Source organism: Aggregatimonas sangjinii, from assembly GCF_005943945.1.
In the GTDB taxonomy this organism is placed as follows: Bacteria; Bacteroidota; Bacteroidia; order Flavobacteriales; family Flavobacteriaceae; genus Pelagihabitans; species Pelagihabitans sangjinii.
On record NZ_CP040710.1, the window covers coordinates 2,840,226 to 2,857,027 of the forward strand.

Here is a 16,802-nt window from a genome sequence, read left to right on the forward strand (position 1 = left end):
TTTTGTAGGAATCTATATATTTTCCGCGCGCAATATCTTTCGCAAATATTGGTAACTTCACAAAACGTTTGAAATTCTATTGAGATTTCTGCGATGAATCATAATCTGACAAATAAACAAATGAAAAGAACCTGGCTTGTACTCATCATCTTCACCCTGATACTGTTAGGCTTGCTTTCTTGTGGCGCAGGAAAAGAGAAAAAAAATCAGGTAGCTGCTGAAATAGCTACCTTGGAAAACATAAAAACGACGCTAGATTATCTAGCAAAAAACCTAGATCAGGCCACATTTACACCGGTTCGAGAAGGGTGGCAATTTGATTATGGCTTTACAGATGGTTGGCTACTCAACAAGTACGAATACGTCCGTTCGTTAGTGACGTATAAGCGGTTTCAGGCAATGTTGGATTATCCCATCTATCTAAGTGGTCCGCATACCGGAGATACCCTTAACCTTGACGCTAAATATTCGTTTGGTCACTACAATCCCAAATTCGTTACACAATTGCACAAAAGCGCCTTGATACTCATGAATGAGGAAGCGTTTGTTGCGAATACAAAACCGTTACTTCAACAATACGGCATCCTCGATTTTTTAAGAAAGCACAAACATATTCATGAAATCACCCAGGAATATCCGGATGAATTTGAAAGCATTACCTCAAATTTTAAAAGCGGAATAAAAGACGAAAGCTGGCCCGAAGGAGGATATCGATCAATGGTTCCGTCGGTGCTTGATACGTATGCGTATTGGAATTGGAGTGAGACCAGTTATCATTTTTGGGTGCGTCGTGACGTGGACGGTACAAAAGATTTATGGCTTGGGCTTATTACCGATGTGCTTAATGCTTATGGCAACTGAAAAAAATCGCCCCTGGCAAGCGCTAAGGTATGCAATTAGGCATAATGGCACTATAACCATTAGTCTGGGTACAAGGGTGACGCTCGCGCTAGCGAAATGACAGGCTAGGATGGAATGACTTGTATATCGCGATAGCCCAAGCCGTCACCAAAAAATTAAAACATATATGATGAAGAGAACTGGATTAATTGTTTGTACAATGTTCGCCCTAATCAATACATACGCCCAAACTGCGGAAGATTTCTACAATCAAGGAATGAAAAAAGCATATTCAGGCGAACTGGAGGCCGCAATCGCTCTTCTGGACAAGTCAATAGAACTTAACGCGGATGAATATGTAGCTTGGTACAACAGAGGAATGGCCAAAGCTATGTTAAGAAGAGAAAAAGAAGCTATTGAGGATTTCAACAGGACCATAGCGCTTTATCCAGGATATAAAAAAGTTTACCTTAATAGAGGGACTTCGAGAAAACATTTGACGGACTACGATGGGGCAATGGCCGACTATAATAAAGCAATTGAATTGGATAGCAGTTATGTTGATGCATATTATAATAGGGGCTTGCTCTATGAATTGCTCGATAAAAAAGAGGTTGCCTGTCTGGACTTCAACAAATCTCTTGAGCTCGGATCCTACAAAGCTCAAAAGAAGGTCGATCAATGTAATGACACAACTTTACCTGCAACCCATTCAATACTTCGGTTGACTGAGAAATCGACCGATGAAACCTATGGATTCACTCCCGAGAATCCCATTAAATCCGGAACGGGACCAAATGGCGGACCCGCTAACCAAAGGGCTTACTTGAATTTGTTGCGGGATGCTCTAGGAAATCCGATTGCCTATGAAAGGGTTGGAAATTGCTGTTCATACAAATCAGAGAACGGTCTCCTTGGTCTGGCGACTTTAGACAAATACCGTATCACTTATAAAAACGACAAAGGGGAACAGAAAGAAACCATCGTATATCTTTCATTCTACGATTTTGAAACGCCCGAGATCTTGGTAGGTTTTAACACGATCAACTAATCAACTTTTTCTTTTAACAAATCTTGGGTAGCAGAAGATAATTGATGGTCTAAGCTACACGCTTTGGTTGGTTTATACGATATATCTAAGGAATAGCAGGACGACGTTAAATTATTATCTTCACTTCTCAAAAAAGAGATTCCATTATGAAAGAAGAGGAATTGAAATCAAAAACGGTATCGGAACTAGAATCCGAAATCAAAAAACAAAAAGCAATTTCCGGTGTGGTATTGGGGATTTGCCTTGTTTTGGCAGCGGTCACCATTTACGGTATGATAACCAAGGAAGACAACGCGACGGATATGGCCTTGCTGGTCGTAGCAATTGCCTGTGGCGCCAGTATTCCCGTTCAACTCAGTTCGATCAAAAAAATAAAAAAGGAATTGGCATCCCGAAAAGCGAATAGCTAGGCTGTATGCCTGACTAAGTTGAAATTGTTTAATTTTCCACGACTTCATTTTCTTGGTTTCCGATTTGCATTTTAAGGATACCGATCATCTGAGAAAGATCGAAATCCGTGATTTGGACCCTTCGGTTGGTTTCCGTAGCTAAATAAGGCTTTGTCCTCAAAAAACATCCCGATCCATAGTACTACAATCAATGCAATGCCGATGTGGTTTACATCATGTAATGCCCGGGTAGCTATAATTCCACCCAAATAACTACAAAGTAGGAAGAAACCGATTCGCCTGGTCTTTGGAAGGAGAAACAGAACAACGCTGGTAAATTGTATGATTCCAAAAGGCAACATCCATTCGACAGCATTCAATTTTTGAAAATTGGCTACCAAGGATGCAGCTTTTATCAATTTCATTATACTTGTGACTAGCATTACAAGAATGGGAATTACCCATAAAAACCTCAAAAGACTTCTTTTATGTTCGGTATTATTTGCTTCCATCAATAATATTTTAAGCGATATATTTGACAAATGTAAACAGTGGACTATAGTCAATGGTCAAATAAAATAGTAGAAAAAATGAAGATTGGGGAATTATCCAAGAAAACAGGAGTTTCAAGGGATACAATTCGATTTTACGAGAGTCGAGGGATGTTGACGGAAGTCAGTCGACCCTTTGAGTGGAACAATTACAAGGACTATGGCGAACAGAATGTCAAACGAATACAAATCATAAAGTATCTGCAACGATTTTCATTTACATTGAAGGAGTGTAAGGAACTGCTTGACCAAAAGGATGCAAATCCCAACCAGTGCGTGGACAAAAATAAGGCGTTCAAGAAAAAGCTGGCAATAATCGAAAAGCAAATAAAGGAATTACAAGAAACAAGGGATGCGCTAATTCAACTGGTCGATAACTGAAGATTCTGTTGATAATCAAAGCATACGAACTTGAAACCAACCCCGGCAAACGCAAGTCCATATCGGAGCACGTCGTCGAAAGTTCACAGGTCTTAACGTAGCAATTATTCATCGACATTAAAAAGGAAAGCTACAGCGCTACTCCTATGGTTTTTGTACTTTTAAATGCTACCAAAGACCATGTCTCGGTTTTTTTAGAAGTCTATAGCGGACATTGCCCTGTACCCAAACCACCAACCATGAAAGAAGCACTGTTAGTATTATTTGAACGGGACCTCAACAAGGTAAAAACGGAACTAGAAGCCTATACGGATGAAGCCCTTCTTTGGGAAGTGACCGATACCGTCAAAAATTCGGGCGGTAACTTATGCCTGCACCTTATCGGAAACCTAAAAACCTATATCGGCCAAGGTTTAGCCCAGGAGCCATATGTTCGGCAACGGGAACTTGAGTTTTCGGCCAAAGATGTGCCCCGCACTACCCTACTGCAAGAACTCGACGAAACGATAGCAGTCGTAAAAAAAGGCATTCATCAACTGGATGAGGAACAGCTGCAAGATAATTTTCCGATAAAAATAACGGCCGAGGAAACGGGAATGGTGGTTACCCTACTCCACTTATACGGGCACTTGACCTATCATCTAGGACAATTGCATTACCACCGAAGATTTTTTGATCGGTAGGATTGCACCATCGCTCATGTCATATTCAGACTTTTAAAGATTGTGCCGTCGTCATATGCCATGTTTTACGGACCAAATTTAATTTACGTAAGTTAGGGAATTTACAGCACGACCGAATAAGCCAACAATGACTGCAAATGAGATAATTTCTTTATTTCAATCTATATAATTTGCCAAAACTTATTCTGAAAGTTTATTTCTTACGCACACCTAGTGAAGGTTTGGTTCTTAAAACTAGACCTTTATACCGATAGTAATGCTATGAAGTTAAAATTTTATTGTAAATTGAAAAGGCCGAGAATAACTTATTTTTTTATTCATACCCCGTTTTCATCTCAGGTGGGCATATCATTCAACACTTTTGCCGTAGTATGAAGAAAAAGTTAACCATAACAGACCAAAATCCGCACGCAGTTGTTATATCGATGGGTGACGAGCTTGGTGTGGAATATACTGAACATAAAGACGAGGTGGCCATCGAGCTTCCACCCGACTTCGGGTCTGGCTACGTAAAGTCTTATTCCTTCCAAAATGGCTTTGGTGTCATTCTTACAAAATACACCTTAAAGAAAGATTTCCATTTTGAATTGCAAAAGGAAATGGTACACCCTTTAAAGTTAATTTTTAATGTGGGCGATACCTTCTTTCATAAGTTGGCGAATGAAAAATCTTTTACAGAGGTGCATTTTTCGGAAGTAATCATCGTCGCAAGTACCCCGACGAATAATCATAAATTTATGATTCCGGCGAAGCAAGGTTCCGATTTGTTTTCGATTGAAATCAACCGAAAATTGTTCGAAAATCGAATCATTGATTTTAGTGATGAGCTTGACATGGAACTGTCCGGATTATTTCGCGATGCAAATGGTGTGATGCCATTTTCTTATAAAGGCCAATTCAGCTACGATATCGGGGTAATGATCGAAGAGTTCAAAAATTGTCAGCTGAAGGGAATGAACAAGTCTTTATATCTCGAGAGTAAGGCTTACGAGATATTTTCAAGCTTTTTGGAACAATACCTCGATGATACTAAACTACCCGACAAACGCAGTATTTTTCGACAAAACCAAACTAGATTTATCAAGCAAACGGCGGAATACATTAAAAACAATCTGGAAAACCTCCCCACCGTTCAAGGGCTTTCCGCAAAGTTTGGCCTTAGCACCAATATACTACAGAATGGGTTCCGGTCGATTTACGGAATGTCGGTAAATGAGTTCATCCAGAACGAACGATTGTTGCTCGCGAAGAAATTACTCGGAGAATCGGAATATTCGATTTCCGAAATAACATATAAAATCGGGCTGAATTCAAAAAGTTATCTCTCAAAGATTTTCTTGGAACGTTACGCGATGACCCCAACTGAATTTCGTTCAAGCAAGCAGCGAAAAGATCAAGGGAGCAAATATTCCTAATAGAAACCCTACGGCATTACGCTAGACATTTGCGAAGTCTTCCACTTCATAACCCAAGGTATTTTTTTATGGACTCTGGGAAATCCTCCTAAAAACATAGCGGCAGGAGGGTCTTTTTACTAACAAGTGAAGAATAAATGAATAATCTTTAATCTTCGGCCGAACATACCCGTTTAGGTTTGAGAGCATCTTAAAATCCATTTTTTCGCATCCCTACTGTTATACATCCGGCGCTTTTTCGTTATTGTAGTAGAAGATGAACACAAAAGACTTTGAGAATCAGATACTATCACTTGCCGATCGGGTATATCCTATGGTGCGGCGAATGCTCTTAGAGGACACAGCTTCCGAAGATGCGGTTCAGGATATCATGATGAAGCTTTGGAAACGACGAAAGAAACTGGAAAACCATCCGAATATTCCTGGTTTTGTATTCTTAACGGCACGTAATCATTGTTTGGACCTCCTAAAAAAGAAAAAACCGAATCTGGATGCTACCGAATACCAATTGCGGCTCCTCGTTTCAGACAACAATTCGAACGAGGTGGAATGGAAAGAACTGAATACCATCATCGCTAGCATTTTAAAAGAATTACCGGAGCAACAGGCCGAGGTTCTGCAGATGCGGGATATCGATGGTTTCGAGTTCGCGGAAATAGCCACCGCCCTCAATCTAAAAATTCCGTATGTTCGGGTGTTGGCCTCTAGGGCGCGAAAACAAGTAGGCATCCGATTAAAAGAAATATACAGCTATGAAAAGCAAAAAACTTGAGGATATAATCAAGAAGTATTTGGCTGCCGAAAGCACCTTAGCAGAGGAGCGCACGCTTTTTGAGCATGAGGAGAATACTCCGGAGCTTGAAAAGTGGTCGACCTATGTGAAACACAACAAGGAAGTCGCCCCGGCCCATTTAAGGAGTACGATTGCGGCAGCTATCCAAACCAGAAAAAGGAGGAAGCAACGAATATTCATAGGCATATCAGGAGTGGCCGCGACCATAGCTATCATAATGGCGGTACTGATGTATCCCACAAAAACCACTATGGGATATGAAGAAAAGCAAGCACTATTAAACGAGGCCTTTACCATGTTTCCAGAAGAACAACAGATTGCAGGAAACAAAAATATCGTGTACGAGGATGAGCTGGTCATTGTGTACACAAGCAACGAATAACCGTAGATTAGTAATATTAACGTTCAAAATAAATTCAATTATGAGAAAAATTATAATCGCTTTAGCCTTTTGCTTTGTTTCCATAGTTCCTATGGTCGCCCAGGATCAATTGAAGATGGAAATCAAAGAAGAAAAAAAGCCTGCTGTCTATATTGATGGGATACAATACGACCATGCCATTTTTGATTTACTGGATCAAAGTAAAATAGCGACCGTAAATGTCATCAAAAATGAAAAAGCAGCGCAGGAATATGACGCTCCAAACGGAGTAATCCTGATTACCACCAAAAAAGCTTCCAAAAAGGCGGCATCAGTTGAAGGCAATGACCAAAGCATCATTACCGGGGAAGAAGACCCGATGGTGATCATCGATGGAAAAATCTCTACCAAGGCAGTACTGTCTTCAATGTCGCCGGACACCATTGCGACCATTAATATTCTCAAAGGTCAGGCGGCCATTGACCAATATAACGCGCCCAATGGGGTCATTCTAGTGCATACCAAAGAATGATGTATTGCCATATCCATACCTGCTTATAAACGAATAAAGAGACCAGTTTTTTTATCGCTAAATAAGGAAGCTTGATTTCTTATATTTGAAAGCTTGTAAAGCACCGTCCTTTGGAGGGTAATCACCCCTTTAAATTGCACAGGAACAGCAAAAATCCGAAGAGAATGGAGAATGAATTGGTCGCCTACATATCAAGCCATGTGCACCTATCCGAAGAGCTCAAAAAGGTAGTAGTTGAAAGTTCGGATATTCAGACTTTCCAAAAAGGTACCGTGCTGTTAGACGAAAACAGCATCGCAAAAGAGAATTTTTTTGTACTAAAAGGCTGTGTACGAAGCTACCTGATCAAGGATGGGGAAGATGTGACGCTAGAACTATACACCGAAGGGCAACCCGTCATCCCGAAAAATTTCGGTAAAGAAGTGCCTAGTAGACATTTTTTGGAATGTATGGAGGACTGCACTTTAAACGTTGGCTCCCAAGAACATGAAGCCAAAATGTTTCAAAAATACCCGCAATTCGAAACGATTTGCAGAATTATCGGGGAAGTGATTCTGGAAAAGCAACAGGAGCTGTTTACCCATTATAAAATTACCAGTGCCGAAGACCGCTATGTACATTTACGCGCCACTAGGCCGGACCTATTACAGCGTGTGCCGCAGTACCATATTGCCAGCTATCTCGGTCTTACCCCGCAATCCTTGAGTAGAATACGCAAAAGACTTTCCGAAAAACAGGGGTAAAACGTTCGAGATCGAAGCACCCTTGGTAATGATGTTCAAATTTACCGCAGAAATTAAATTGCCAGTAGGCAGTAGCAGTTGGCAGTGCACCTGTCTATTATCAAAACCCATACAAATGGCGCAGATTGGAATTTATCGCTGAACTATTCACCAACAAAAATCCTTACCCAGCTGTCTTTCTTAACTTAAGTGAACGAGAAATCACCCGAACGCTGCGTACTTTGTGGCCATAAAGCTACGGTAGGTAGAAGACGATTGCAACCATCGCCCTAGTAAGTTTTTGTGTACGTTTCAATAAGGGATGCAATACGACACTCACCTGACCCCTATGTATTAGGTTTTGGAAGATGAACGGCCAAAATTCAATATCCGGAAATGATACTTACCTGGTGGATTCAATCTTTTATTGTTCAGAAATTAGAGGGATTATGGATGTAAAAATCAAATTATCAACGCTGTGGACAGTGGTGATGCTCAATCTCATTTTTGCCGATGTGCTGTCCATTTTTGTGGAGCTCGTTCAAGGCAATACCCTTGGGGATATTATTGGCGAAGTGCAGACCATGATGGCCATCGGAGCGGCTTTGAGCAATATTCCTATTTTGATGATTTATTTCTCCAGGGCATTACAGCATAGGCTGAATCGTTTTCTCAATATGGGCGCTGCCATCATTACCCTAATTTTCGTAATTGGAGGTGGCAGTTTAACGCCACATTATATCATCTGTGCCACCATAGAAGTGTTGGCATTGCTTCTCATACTAACAACTGCTTGGAAATGGGTCGAACTTGAACTTTAAATCCCTTTTTTCAGTAAAAGAGTACTTTCCAACAGTCACTGGACTAATGAATCACCGCAATTGATGAAACATAGCAACAAAAAAAGCGCCCTAATCAAAAGACCAGAACGCTTTTCCACTAACCAACCAAACTAACCCTGCCTAACAGCAGGTACTATGCAACTGCGTCTAGCGACGCAGCAGCATAACTTTTTAACATCTTAGGACAACTCTATGACCCTTTTTGGTTTTGGCAAAGCCTCTTCCTTTTTGGGTAAAACGAATTTCAAAATTCCGTTTTCGTAGGTTGCTTCGATTTTGTCCGCATCAATGCTCTCGGGCAAGGTAAAACGTCTTTCGAACGAGCTGAAAGAGAATTCCCGACGGGTATATTTACCGGTATCCTCATTCTCTTCGTGCTTTACTTCATAGGACACCGTTAAAAGATCGTTATCCACATCGATATTGAAGTCGGACTTTTCTCTCCCTGGCACCGCAAGTTCAAGTTCAAATTGCTTTTCCCCATCCTTGATGTTTACGGCAGGACTATTGGTATTAAAATTTTCCATTCCGCCGAACCAATCAGGCTTGAAAATTTCATTCATTAATGAAGGAAAAACTACATTGTTTCTTTTTACTAGACTCATATTTTTAGATTTTAGATTAAACATTTTGTCAACGCTTATCCAAAAGGCAAAAGCCATACCATCGCAAAATTCATGTCATTACGTCAGATATAAAGCTGAAATTACTGACTTTTTGGCGTTAATTCGGTGAAAGAATGATGTTTTGGCTTCATCTGCATCGAAATTTGACATCCCTTATATGACTGGTGTGTCGTGGCTTTTCGTGTAAAAGCGAATTGGAAGGCATTCGGGAATGGCTTGAAAGATTACCTGAAGGCTGTCAGCTCCATGACTAAAAAAGGGATGCCATCAATACGATGGCTACTACAAGAGTATCTCGCGTTCTAGAAACGACTTAAAAAATTAAATAGAAAATACTAATTGTAGTGCGCCTTGAAAATATCGATCAACACCTTGGGCGGTATGATTTTATCCGGGTATTTGTGCATGAGTACCAGTACTTGGTCTATAGCGGAGGGCGGTAATCCCATACCCAATCCGATATTATGAATACGTGTTATCTCTATAGGAAGTAATTTCTTGTCAACGTTCATCAGAAGAACCAAACGGTGAAAATGGATAATGCGATCGGCTTCGGTCTTTAAGACCACATGTTCGACCTCTTTTTCAAAAAGGGAGTCGAACACCTCCCGCTCTACCTCTAAATGCAGCGCCACGCCCAAAAGAAAATTGTATTCGGGTTCACCAACTTTCTTATCGATTTTGGCAAACGCGATCATTTCCGATAAAATACTTAATTTTTCTTTGTAGGTACTCATTGCGATCAGGGTTTTGAACAATTCCCATACCTGTATATAACTCCAAATATAGCATTTTCGTATTGGGTCTCCCTACAACACCATACTATCGGTATTTTGTAATACCTTGCCAAAAATTAGAAATATGACCAATAACGACGTTTTTAAAAAGCTGCGCGTAGCGCTAATGTTGCGTGATGACGATATTATCGACATCCTGAAATTGGTCGATTTCAAGGTGAGTAAAAGTGAATTAGGGGCCCTGTTCAGAAAGGAAGACCATCCGAATTACATGGAGTGTGGGGACCAGATTTTGCGTAATTTTTTGAACGGGCTTGTCATACACCTCCGCGGGACCAAGGAGCATCCCAAATGTCCGGGCGATGTACTGGCAAAAGAAGGTAATAAGACCAAAAAGTCGATTCCGAATCCCAAGAAACCGAGTTTCAAACAATTGCAACGTAAAAAAGTAGATCCGGGCATGCCATCGGTTAAATTCAAGAATAAACCTTCGCAGTCACGCGGAACCAAAAAATCCTGACCACGACAACTAGGTCGGATCAGGATTTTTACCACCACCAATTGGGTTATACCGTTATTCTCACTTGTACGGCATATTTTTTTCCAGGTTCAAAACTGCTCATTTCCACAGCCTTATAATTCAAGCGTGCTTTGATGAAGCCACCCAACGTATCATCCGCTCCATTGACGGATAGTACGACTATTTCTTTTTCATTGTTGAGAATAAAAATGACCTCGGCGGTTTTGCCATCCTGGTCTTGGGAGAAGGAATTTTGCTCCAACAGGGCTCCGATTTGTTCGGACAAGCTCTTGGTCGGCTCGTTACCCTTGTTAAAATCATTTGCAAATAAACTTCCTGTGGCGAATAGCATTGCAGCTATCAATGTGATACTTAACTTTCTCATGATTTGTTCGTTTTTGTCCACCGTATGACGGACTGATTATTAATTGATTAATGTGATTGATGATGATCCAATAAAATACAAAACCCCAATAGAACCCTAGTTTTACTTTTACGTTATTGATTCCCGTTCGTCGGCTGCAGCACTTCAAACGCGTTTCAACTTTGTACAAAGAACTTTTGTTCTCAATCGGGGGGACTTTACAATTATTGAATACACTAAAAAGACGTCTCAGAAATGAGAATGTTACAGCGAATACACGCTTTAACATTATTTTAATCAAAAAAATCCCCTTTTTCCAGATAAAATCCAAAGCGGAAGCTAATGTAAAACGATGTGTGATAGCACCTTAGCAGTGTATATAAATACGAGACACCGCCGTAATACCAATTTCAAAAAAATCGAAAAAATAAAAGACGAACTGCAAGATATCATGGTATTGGATACTTGTTATGAAGAAAATCGGATTCAATATACCGAGCCATATTTATCCAACAAAATGCGTTGGGGGTTTTTAAAATCCAAATCCTATTTTGATTCCGCCCCACTTGGCCGAACTCCCTGTCTCGAATTCTCGCGTACTGCTCGCTCTGGTATATTCAAAATAGAGCGTACCCGTCTTGAGAATCGCACCGTATTCCAAACTGGCGGTAAAACGTTCAATATCTGCGGTAGCTATGGTATACGGACTTCGCCTATTGAACACACCCCCTTGCAGGGTGGCATCATAACCGACTACATGAACCAACGGTCGTACGAACAGGTATGCACTGAACTTGGTGGTGCCGGATTTGGGACCGAAGGTGTCGTCTAGTAACCCAATTGTCGTATTCATCCCGAAAGAAGCATTGGTAAATAGCGTGCCCAATTGCACAGCGGTATCCGCCTGTAACGAAATAGCATTCCGAAAACGGAACAACCGCTTTTCGTAGGCAAGGCGATAATTCACAACAACATCGTTGGCAATCTGGTTGGGCCATCCTCCCGGGATTTTATCCCCTATGGCCCTATGAATACCCACTTGCATTTCCTCCCCGAAGGCCCATGGGCCTATGATTCCCATACTGAACGATTGGGAAAGCCGTGCCCTACGCATGGTATCAGTGCCAATTACGAAACTTTTAAGCATAAGCGCCGAGGCAAATGGGCGGTCTTCGAACTGAATACTAGGGCTTACATAATCGTCAGGTGTAAAACCGATATGTTCCAGCGCCATACCATATCGGAAAGTCACATCCTTGGGTTTGAAGAAAAGGAAGTTGACTGGATTCTTTTGTAAGACAGGCAGCACGAACTCCAAAGCATATCCCTGGGTGTAGTTCCGATCTGCCGCCGCAAAAAAATCATTGTCATAGTTGAAACGGAAATACCGTTCACTTTGCATATCCCGAAAGGAGACCATATGGTCAATTTTCTGACACAGGATACTCGTTGGCAACATCAGAACAAGGAAGTGCCATAAAATACTTTTTCGCATACTACACTTACGTATAAATTCACTGTAAGTTTTAGTAAAGGCTCGATTGGCTAACAACTGGGACTTGAGCACTGGCATGATTCCATGAGATATTTGCAGCGGTCGTGTTTCCAAGACGGATGTCAAAAAAGGGCAACCTTACGTTGCCCTTCCTATATTCTTGCCGCTTCACTTTATAAATTGAAGCTCACGGTATTGTATGGTTCGCAATACTATGCCAAAACCGCCTTCACCTTGTCGGCAGCTTCCTGGAATTGTACGGCCGAATGCACCGCCAAGCCCGAATTATCGATAATTTCTTTGGCCAGTTCCGCGTTGGTTCCTTGAAGACGCACGATAATGGGTACGTTCATCGCATCCCCCATATTCTTGTAGGCGTCAACAACACCTTGTGCAACACGATCACATCTTACGATTCCTCCGAAAATATTGATCAATATGGCTTTTACCCCATCATCCTTTAGGATAATCCGAAAAGCCTCTTCTACCCTTTTGGCATCGGCAGTTCCACCGACATCCAAAAAGTTGGCCGGCTCTCCTCCTGCCATTTTGATTAAGTCCATCGTAGCCATTGCAAGGCCTGCACCATTTACCATACAGCCCACGTTACCATCTAGATCTACATAGTTCAGACCGACTTCACCCGCCTCGACTTCAATGGGATTCTCTTCGCTTAAATCGCGCATCGCGGCATAATCCTTTCTACGGAAAAGGGCGTTGTCATCTATGGATACTTTGGCATCAACGGCCATAATTTTGTCATCGGAAGTCTTCAGCACCGGATTGATTTCGAACATGCTGGAATCGCTCTGCTCGTAGGCTTTATACAATGCGGCGACGAATTTGGTCATCTCTTTGAACGCTGTTCCCGATAGCCCAAGATTAAAAGCGATTTTCCGCGCCTGAAATGGCAGTAATCCCGTTGAAGGGTCAATTTCTTCATGAAAGATCAAGTGTGGCGTATTTTCGGCAACTTCCTCGATGTCCATTCCCCCTTCCGTAGAATACATGATCATATTGCGACCTGTTCCTCTGTTCAATAAAACGGACATATAAAATTCGTCCGTTTCGCTGTCGCCGGGATAATATACATCTTCGGTAACCAAAACTTTGCTTACATACTTGCCCTCAGCGGAAGTTTGCGGGGTAATCAAGTTCATCCCGATAATCTGTCCGGCTATTTCTTCGACTTCTTTCAAGTTCTTAGCCAACTTTACCCCTCCACCTTTACCTCGGCCTCCGGCATGTACCTGCGCCTTGATGACGTGCCAACCTGTTCCGGTTTCCTCGGTCAATTGCTTGGCTGCCTCTACAGCCTCTTTCGGGTTATGTGCTACGATGCCACGTTGAATGCGTACACCAAAACTGGCTAAAATTTCTTTTCCTTGATATTCGTGAAGGTTCATATATGAGGTGGATAATAGAAACCGTATAAAAGCTGTCGATTATATTACACCGTTTCTTAGTTCGGATGCAAAAATAGGAAACGAAACGGATTTACACTAAAAGATAAGGTACAGTTTTTAGGTGTTCATGGCTGTATGCATCCTACAACCAGCGGCAATGGGTCTAACCTAAATTCTTGGTCGTCGGTAATCCCTCTATTACGCCGTTACGGAATACGGATAAGCTGGATGGAATTATTTCATCGATCTGACTTCAAAAGCCCGAGACCTCTCATTGCAAAATGTGTATTGCAGGGCAACTCAGCCAATATCAAGACCCTTGAAATCCAAGGGGTCAAAATTTTTGAAATGGCCGTTGAGTTCAATGGTCTTTTTGGTGCGGTCTACCTCTTTCAATACAACCATGGTGCTTCTGAGGTGTTCCAAAATATAGGCTAAGCGCTCACTTTCCCTAGTCATTAATAGTAATTCATACTCCTGTTCCATAGAGAGACCCATTTTATGGATCAATACAAAACTGTGGAATTTATCCAGCGGAATATCCGTAAAAGGCACTTCCATCATATGGTAGAGTTCCTCGATACCCGCCAATACCTTTTTCTTGGTCTCGTCATCGGCATCGTAAATGTTTTCCAAAAAAGTTACTTTGCCACCGGCGTACAATTTTCCATCCAATTGATTTTCAAAAGTTTCGACTTTGAATACCTGTCGGGCGACGCAGACGACATCCATTTCACCACTTTCGTATGTGGTAACCACCTCTACCAGCTGTACTTCGGTGCCATAGGCAATTCCATTGTTGATGTACACTGGAATACCAAAGGTAAGTGCCTCCTTCCTACAATCGCGAATGAGCTGTTTATACCGCTCCTCAAAGATGTGCAAGGGAACTGTTTCCCCTGGAAAAAAAATAGATTGCAACGGAAAAAAAGGTAAGGTCATACGTAGTGTAATTTTGTTTGTGGAAATTGAGATATACCCATTAGATTCGAAACTTAGCCTAAATGACTTGTTTCGTTATATGAAATCGTTACCTCAGTGACAAAGGTAGCACCATAATTTCTTAAAAGTACGATTCAAAAGTCATTGCTACAAGAAGAATACGTTTGAGGTCAATACCTATTATTGTTTTAAATATAACAAATTGTTGCATTTATCAAAATTTGTCTAGGTTAATTTGGTAAATGTCTCTGAAACCGCTTAAATTTGGGGAAAATGCATTGATGGTATGAGACAAGCTGATTTATTGAAAATTGCCGGGACCTACGGGGATCCCGTTTACGTTTACGACGCTGAGAAAATTATTTCACAATACAACCGATTGACCAAGGCCTTTAGCGGTGTAAAACACTTGCAGCTGAACTATGCGGCAAAGGCACTATCGAACATCAACATTCTAAAGCTCATGAATACCTTGGGTAGCGGACTCGATACCGTGTCCATACAAGAGGTACAATTAGGACTTATGGCCGGCTTCAAACCTGAGTCGATTATCTATACACCCAATGGGGTTTCCTTGGAAGAAATAGAGGAGGCTGCCAAACTAGGAGTACGCATTAATATAGATAACCTTTCCATTTTGGAACAGTTCGGTGGCAAGCATCCCGATATTCCCGTTTGTATCCGCATCAATCCGCATGTGATGGCGGGCGGCAACTCAAATATTTCAGTGGGTCATATCGACTCGAAATTCGGTATCAGCATACATCAGATTCCGCATTTGTTGCGTATTGTTGAATTGACCAAAATGAACATCAACGGTATACACATGCATACGGGAAGCGATATTCTCGATATCGATGTTTTTCTGTACGCCTCTGAAATACTGTTCGAAACCGCCAAGAACTTCAAGAATCTCGATTTTATCGATTTCGGTAGCGGTTTTAAGGTTCCTTATAAAAAAGGGGATATCGAGACCAATGTTGAAGAATTGGGTAAAAAACTCAGCACCCGTTTCAATGAATTCTGTGCGGAATACGGCAAAGAATTAACGCTGGCTTTCGAACCAGGAAAATTTCTGGTGAGTGAAGCCGGGTATTTCCTGACCAAGGTCAATGTGGTGAAACAGACGACCTCAACGGTATTTGCCAGTGTAGACTCGGGGTTCAACCATTTGATCCGCCCAATGCTTTATGGGGCCTCGCACCAGATTGAAAATATCAGTAACCCTAAAGGTAGAGAGCGCTATTATTCTGTCGTAGGATATATCTGCGAGACCGATACCTTTGCCAGCAACCGCCGGATCAACGAAATTTCGGAAGGCGATATCCTCAGCTTTAAGAATGCCGGGGCCTATTGCTTCACCATGGCAAGCAACTATAATTCGCGCTTTCGCCCGCCTGAAGTGCTATGGTATAAAAACGAAGCACATTTGATCCGCGAACGTGAAAATTTCGACAATCTGATTCAGAATCAGGTGGATGTCAAAAACTTGTTCGATGCAAAAAAAGAAAAAGCCACGGTTAAATAAGCTTTAAAGGTTATTTCACTAAAATAAAGAAGGCTCAAATTCGTTAGTTTTGGTATAGTATTTGGACTAACCCGAAAAACGAGTAGTATGAAATCTTTTGCCCCACCTATATTTAAGTTAATGACTTTTCTTTTCATTGGCCTAAGCTATATCTCCGTACAAGCCCAAGAAGTCGATTGGCTCAGTTGGGAGGAGGCCACCGCACTGGCAGCCTCCGACGAAAATCCCAAAAAGATGTTCGTGGATGTCTACACCGACTGGTGCGGATGGTGCAAGAAGATGGATAAGGATACCTTTCAGAACGCCCAGGTCGCAGCGTACATGAACGAGAAATACTATATGGTGAAACTGGACGGCGAAGGAAAGGAAGATATCGAATTTAAAGGAAAAACATACAAGTTCGTACCCTCGGGAAGGAAAGGGTATCACGAACTGGCAGCCGCGTTGATGCAAGGAAAATTGAGTTACCCCACCACAATCTTTTTGGATGAAGAAATGAATATGCTTTCTCCCGTACCGGGATATCAAAAACCAAAACCCTTCTTGGATATCGCCAAGTATTTTGGTGATGATATCTACAAAGAGAAAGACTGGAAGACCTACGCTGCAAAAGATGAATAAGCT

Annotated in this window: 21 protein-coding genes; 14 read left to right on the forward strand and 7 right to left on the reverse strand. The window is 41.6% G+C overall.

What is annotated here, in order from left to right; translation table 11 throughout:
* Positions 1-120 precede the first annotated feature (120 nt).
* The 3 genes from FGM00_RS11855 to FGM00_RS11865 all read left to right on the forward strand — a co-directional run bounded on the left by FGM00_RS11855 (position 121) and on the right by FGM00_RS11865 (position 2,301).
* The gene (locus FGM00_RS11855) at positions 121-861 is read left to right on the forward strand and encodes a hypothetical protein (protein WP_138853111.1); all 741 of its coding nucleotides are present in this window, start codon (positions 121-123) and stop codon (positions 859-861) included.
* A 166-nt stretch (positions 862-1,027) separates the two neighbouring features.
* Positions 1,028-1,891, forward strand: a complete 864-nt coding sequence (locus FGM00_RS11860; RefSeq protein WP_138853112.1) for a tetratricopeptide repeat protein — start codon at positions 1,028-1,030, stop codon at positions 1,889-1,891.
* Positions 1,892-2,037: 146 nt separating this feature from the next.
* A complete protein-coding gene (locus FGM00_RS11865; protein WP_138853113.1) occupies positions 2,038-2,301 on the forward strand; it encodes a hypothetical protein in 264 nt (87 codons plus the stop codon).
* Between the two features lie 71 nt (positions 2,302-2,372).
* Here the strand turns inward: FGM00_RS11865 and FGM00_RS11870 are convergent, their stop codons facing one another.
* The gene (locus FGM00_RS11870; protein ID WP_175416220.1) at positions 2,373-2,705 is read right to left on the reverse strand and encodes a hypothetical protein; all 333 of its coding nucleotides are present in this window, start codon (positions 2,703-2,705) and stop codon (positions 2,373-2,375) included.
* A gap of 165 nt (positions 2,706-2,870) precedes the next feature.
* On the opposite strand from FGM00_RS11870, the gene FGM00_RS11875 reads away from it, so the two are divergent.
* From FGM00_RS11875 to FGM00_RS11910, 8 genes are all read left to right on the forward strand, one after another.
* Complete coding sequence (locus FGM00_RS11875) at positions 2,871-3,212, forward strand: MerR family transcriptional regulator (protein ID WP_138853115.1); 342 nt, start codon at positions 2,871-2,873, stop codon at positions 3,210-3,212.
* A 239-nt stretch (positions 3,213-3,451) separates the two neighbouring features.
* Positions 3,452-3,895: a DinB family protein gene (locus tag FGM00_RS11880; RefSeq protein WP_138853116.1), complete on the forward strand. Its 444-nt coding sequence runs from the start codon at positions 3,452-3,454 to the stop codon at positions 3,893-3,895.
* A 371-nt stretch (positions 3,896-4,266) separates the two neighbouring features.
* Positions 4,267-5,310, forward strand: coding sequence for a helix-turn-helix domain-containing protein (locus FGM00_RS11885; protein ID WP_138853117.1), 1,044 nt, complete (start codon positions 4,267-4,269; stop codon positions 5,308-5,310).
* Between the two features lie 256 nt (positions 5,311-5,566).
* A complete protein-coding gene (locus FGM00_RS11890; protein WP_138853118.1) occupies positions 5,567-6,082 on the forward strand; it encodes an RNA polymerase sigma factor in 516 nt (171 codons plus the stop codon).
* Positions 6,063-6,485 carry a hypothetical protein gene (locus FGM00_RS11895; protein WP_138853119.1) on the forward strand — a complete coding sequence of 141 codons (423 nt, stop codon included), beginning with the start codon at positions 6,063-6,065 and terminating at the stop codon, positions 6,483-6,485. The genes FGM00_RS11890 and FGM00_RS11895 overlap by 20 nt, the downstream gene beginning before the upstream one ends.
* Positions 6,486-6,525: 40 nt before the next feature.
* A complete protein-coding gene (locus tag FGM00_RS11900; protein WP_138853120.1) occupies positions 6,526-6,996 on the forward strand; it encodes a SusC/RagA family TonB-linked outer membrane protein in 471 nt (156 codons plus the stop codon).
* A gap of 164 nt (positions 6,997-7,160) precedes the next feature.
* A complete protein-coding gene (locus tag FGM00_RS11905) occupies positions 7,161-7,739 on the forward strand; it encodes a Crp/Fnr family transcriptional regulator (protein WP_138853121.1) in 579 nt (192 codons plus the stop codon).
* A gap of 428 nt (positions 7,740-8,167) precedes the next feature.
* On the forward strand, positions 8,168-8,539 hold the full coding sequence (locus tag FGM00_RS11910; RefSeq protein ID WP_138853122.1) for a DUF6326 family protein: 372 nt from the start codon (positions 8,168-8,170) through the stop codon (positions 8,537-8,539).
* A gap of 200 nt (positions 8,540-8,739) precedes the next feature.
* Here FGM00_RS11910 and FGM00_RS11915 read toward each other — a convergent pair whose 3' ends face one another.
* Entirely contained in the window at positions 8,740-9,165 is a 426-nt protein-coding gene (locus FGM00_RS11915) for an Hsp20/alpha crystallin family protein (protein ID WP_138853123.1), read from the reverse strand.
* A 356-nt stretch (positions 9,166-9,521) separates the two neighbouring features.
* Positions 9,522-9,923, reverse strand: a complete 402-nt coding sequence (locus tag FGM00_RS11920) for a TerB family tellurite resistance protein (protein ID WP_138853124.1) — start codon at positions 9,921-9,923, stop codon at positions 9,522-9,524.
* A gap of 124 nt (positions 9,924-10,047) precedes the next feature.
* On the opposite strand from FGM00_RS11920, the gene FGM00_RS11925 reads away from it, so the two are divergent.
* Complete coding sequence (locus tag FGM00_RS11925) at positions 10,048-10,443, forward strand: DUF1456 family protein (protein ID WP_138853125.1); 396 nt, start codon at positions 10,048-10,050, stop codon at positions 10,441-10,443.
* 46 nt (positions 10,444-10,489) lie between these two features.
* On the opposite strand, the gene FGM00_RS11930 is transcribed toward FGM00_RS11925, so the two are convergent.
* From FGM00_RS11930 to FGM00_RS11945, 4 genes are all read right to left on the reverse strand, one after another.
* Positions 10,490-10,828: a hypothetical protein gene (locus FGM00_RS11930; RefSeq protein WP_138853126.1), complete on the reverse strand. Its 339-nt coding sequence runs from the start codon at positions 10,826-10,828 to the stop codon at positions 10,490-10,492.
* A 511-nt stretch (positions 10,829-11,339) separates the two neighbouring features.
* Entirely contained in the window at positions 11,340-12,302 is a 963-nt protein-coding gene (locus tag FGM00_RS11935) for a lipid A deacylase LpxR family protein (protein ID WP_138853127.1), read from the reverse strand.
* A gap of 212 nt (positions 12,303-12,514) precedes the next feature.
* The gene (gene sucC, locus FGM00_RS11940) at positions 12,515-13,708 is read right to left on the reverse strand and encodes an ADP-forming succinate--CoA ligase subunit beta (protein ID WP_138853128.1); all 1,194 of its coding nucleotides are present in this window, start codon (positions 13,706-13,708) and stop codon (positions 12,515-12,517) included.
* Between the two features lie 300 nt (positions 13,709-14,008).
* The gene (locus FGM00_RS11945; RefSeq protein WP_138853129.1) at positions 14,009-14,650 is read right to left on the reverse strand and encodes an LON peptidase substrate-binding domain-containing protein; all 642 of its coding nucleotides are present in this window, start codon (positions 14,648-14,650) and stop codon (positions 14,009-14,011) included.
* A 286-nt stretch (positions 14,651-14,936) separates the two neighbouring features.
* Between FGM00_RS11945 and lysA the strand changes: the two genes are divergently transcribed.
* Both lysA and FGM00_RS11955 read left to right on the forward strand, forming a co-directional pair.
* Positions 14,937-16,178: a diaminopimelate decarboxylase gene (gene lysA, locus FGM00_RS11950; RefSeq protein WP_138853130.1), complete on the forward strand. Its 1,242-nt coding sequence runs from the start codon at positions 14,937-14,939 to the stop codon at positions 16,176-16,178.
* A 120-nt stretch (positions 16,179-16,298) separates the two neighbouring features.
* Entirely contained in the window at positions 16,299-16,799 is a 501-nt protein-coding gene (locus tag FGM00_RS11955; protein ID WP_236262770.1) for a thioredoxin family protein, read from the forward strand.
* Positions 16,800-16,802 lie beyond the last annotated feature (3 nt).

Bases quoted from the DNA above. Each gene is read 5' to 3' on its own strand.
- FGM00_RS11855 (WP_138853111.1), top strand. From the start codon at position 121: ATGAAAAGAACCTGGCTTGTACTCATCATCTTCACCCTGATACTGTTA.
- FGM00_RS11860 (WP_138853112.1), top strand. From the start codon at position 1,028: ATGATGAAGAGAACTGGATTAATTGTTTGTACAATGTTCGCCCTAATC.
- FGM00_RS11865 (WP_138853113.1), top strand. From the start codon at position 2,038: ATGAAAGAAGAGGAATTGAAATCAAAAACGGTATCGGAACTAGAATCC.
- FGM00_RS11870 (WP_175416220.1), bottom strand. From the start codon at position 2,705: ATGAAATTGATAAAAGCTGCATCCTTGGTAGCCAATTTTCAAAAATTG.
- FGM00_RS11875 (WP_138853115.1), top strand. From the start codon at position 2,871: ATGAAGATTGGGGAATTATCCAAGAAAACAGGAGTTTCAAGGGATACA.
- FGM00_RS11880 (WP_138853116.1), top strand. From the start codon at position 3,452: ATGAAAGAAGCACTGTTAGTATTATTTGAACGGGACCTCAACAAGGTA.
- FGM00_RS11885 (WP_138853117.1), top strand. From the start codon at position 4,267: ATGAAGAAAAAGTTAACCATAACAGACCAAAATCCGCACGCAGTTGTT.
- FGM00_RS11890 (WP_138853118.1), top strand. From the start codon at position 5,567: ATGAACACAAAAGACTTTGAGAATCAGATACTATCACTTGCCGATCGG.
- FGM00_RS11895 (WP_138853119.1), top strand. From the start codon at position 6,063: ATGAAAAGCAAAAAACTTGAGGATATAATCAAGAAGTATTTGGCTGCC.
- FGM00_RS11900 (WP_138853120.1), top strand. From the start codon at position 6,526: ATGAGAAAAATTATAATCGCTTTAGCCTTTTGCTTTGTTTCCATAGTT.
- FGM00_RS11905 (WP_138853121.1), top strand. From the start codon at position 7,161: ATGGAGAATGAATTGGTCGCCTACATATCAAGCCATGTGCACCTATCC.
- FGM00_RS11910 (WP_138853122.1), top strand. From the start codon at position 8,168: ATGGATGTAAAAATCAAATTATCAACGCTGTGGACAGTGGTGATGCTC.
- FGM00_RS11915 (WP_138853123.1), bottom strand. From the start codon at position 9,165: ATGAGTCTAGTAAAAAGAAACAATGTAGTTTTTCCTTCATTAATGAAT.
- FGM00_RS11920 (WP_138853124.1), bottom strand. From the start codon at position 9,923: ATGAGTACCTACAAAGAAAAATTAAGTATTTTATCGGAAATGATCGCG.
- FGM00_RS11925 (WP_138853125.1), top strand. From the start codon at position 10,048: ATGACCAATAACGACGTTTTTAAAAAGCTGCGCGTAGCGCTAATGTTG.
- FGM00_RS11930 (WP_138853126.1), bottom strand. From the start codon at position 10,828: ATGAGAAAGTTAAGTATCACATTGATAGCTGCAATGCTATTCGCCACA.
- FGM00_RS11935 (WP_138853127.1), bottom strand. From the start codon at position 12,302: ATGCGAAAAAGTATTTTATGGCACTTCCTTGTTCTGATGTTGCCAACG.
- sucC (WP_138853128.1), bottom strand. From the start codon at position 13,708: ATGAACCTTCACGAATATCAAGGAAAAGAAATTTTAGCCAGTTTTGGT.
- FGM00_RS11945 (WP_138853129.1), bottom strand. From the start codon at position 14,650: ATGACCTTACCTTTTTTTCCGTTGCAATCTATTTTTTTTCCAGGGGAA.
- lysA (WP_138853130.1), top strand. From the start codon at position 14,937: ATGAGACAAGCTGATTTATTGAAAATTGCCGGGACCTACGGGGATCCC.
- FGM00_RS11955 (WP_236262770.1), top strand. From the start codon at position 16,299: ATGACTTTTCTTTTCATTGGCCTAAGCTATATCTCCGTACAAGCCCAA.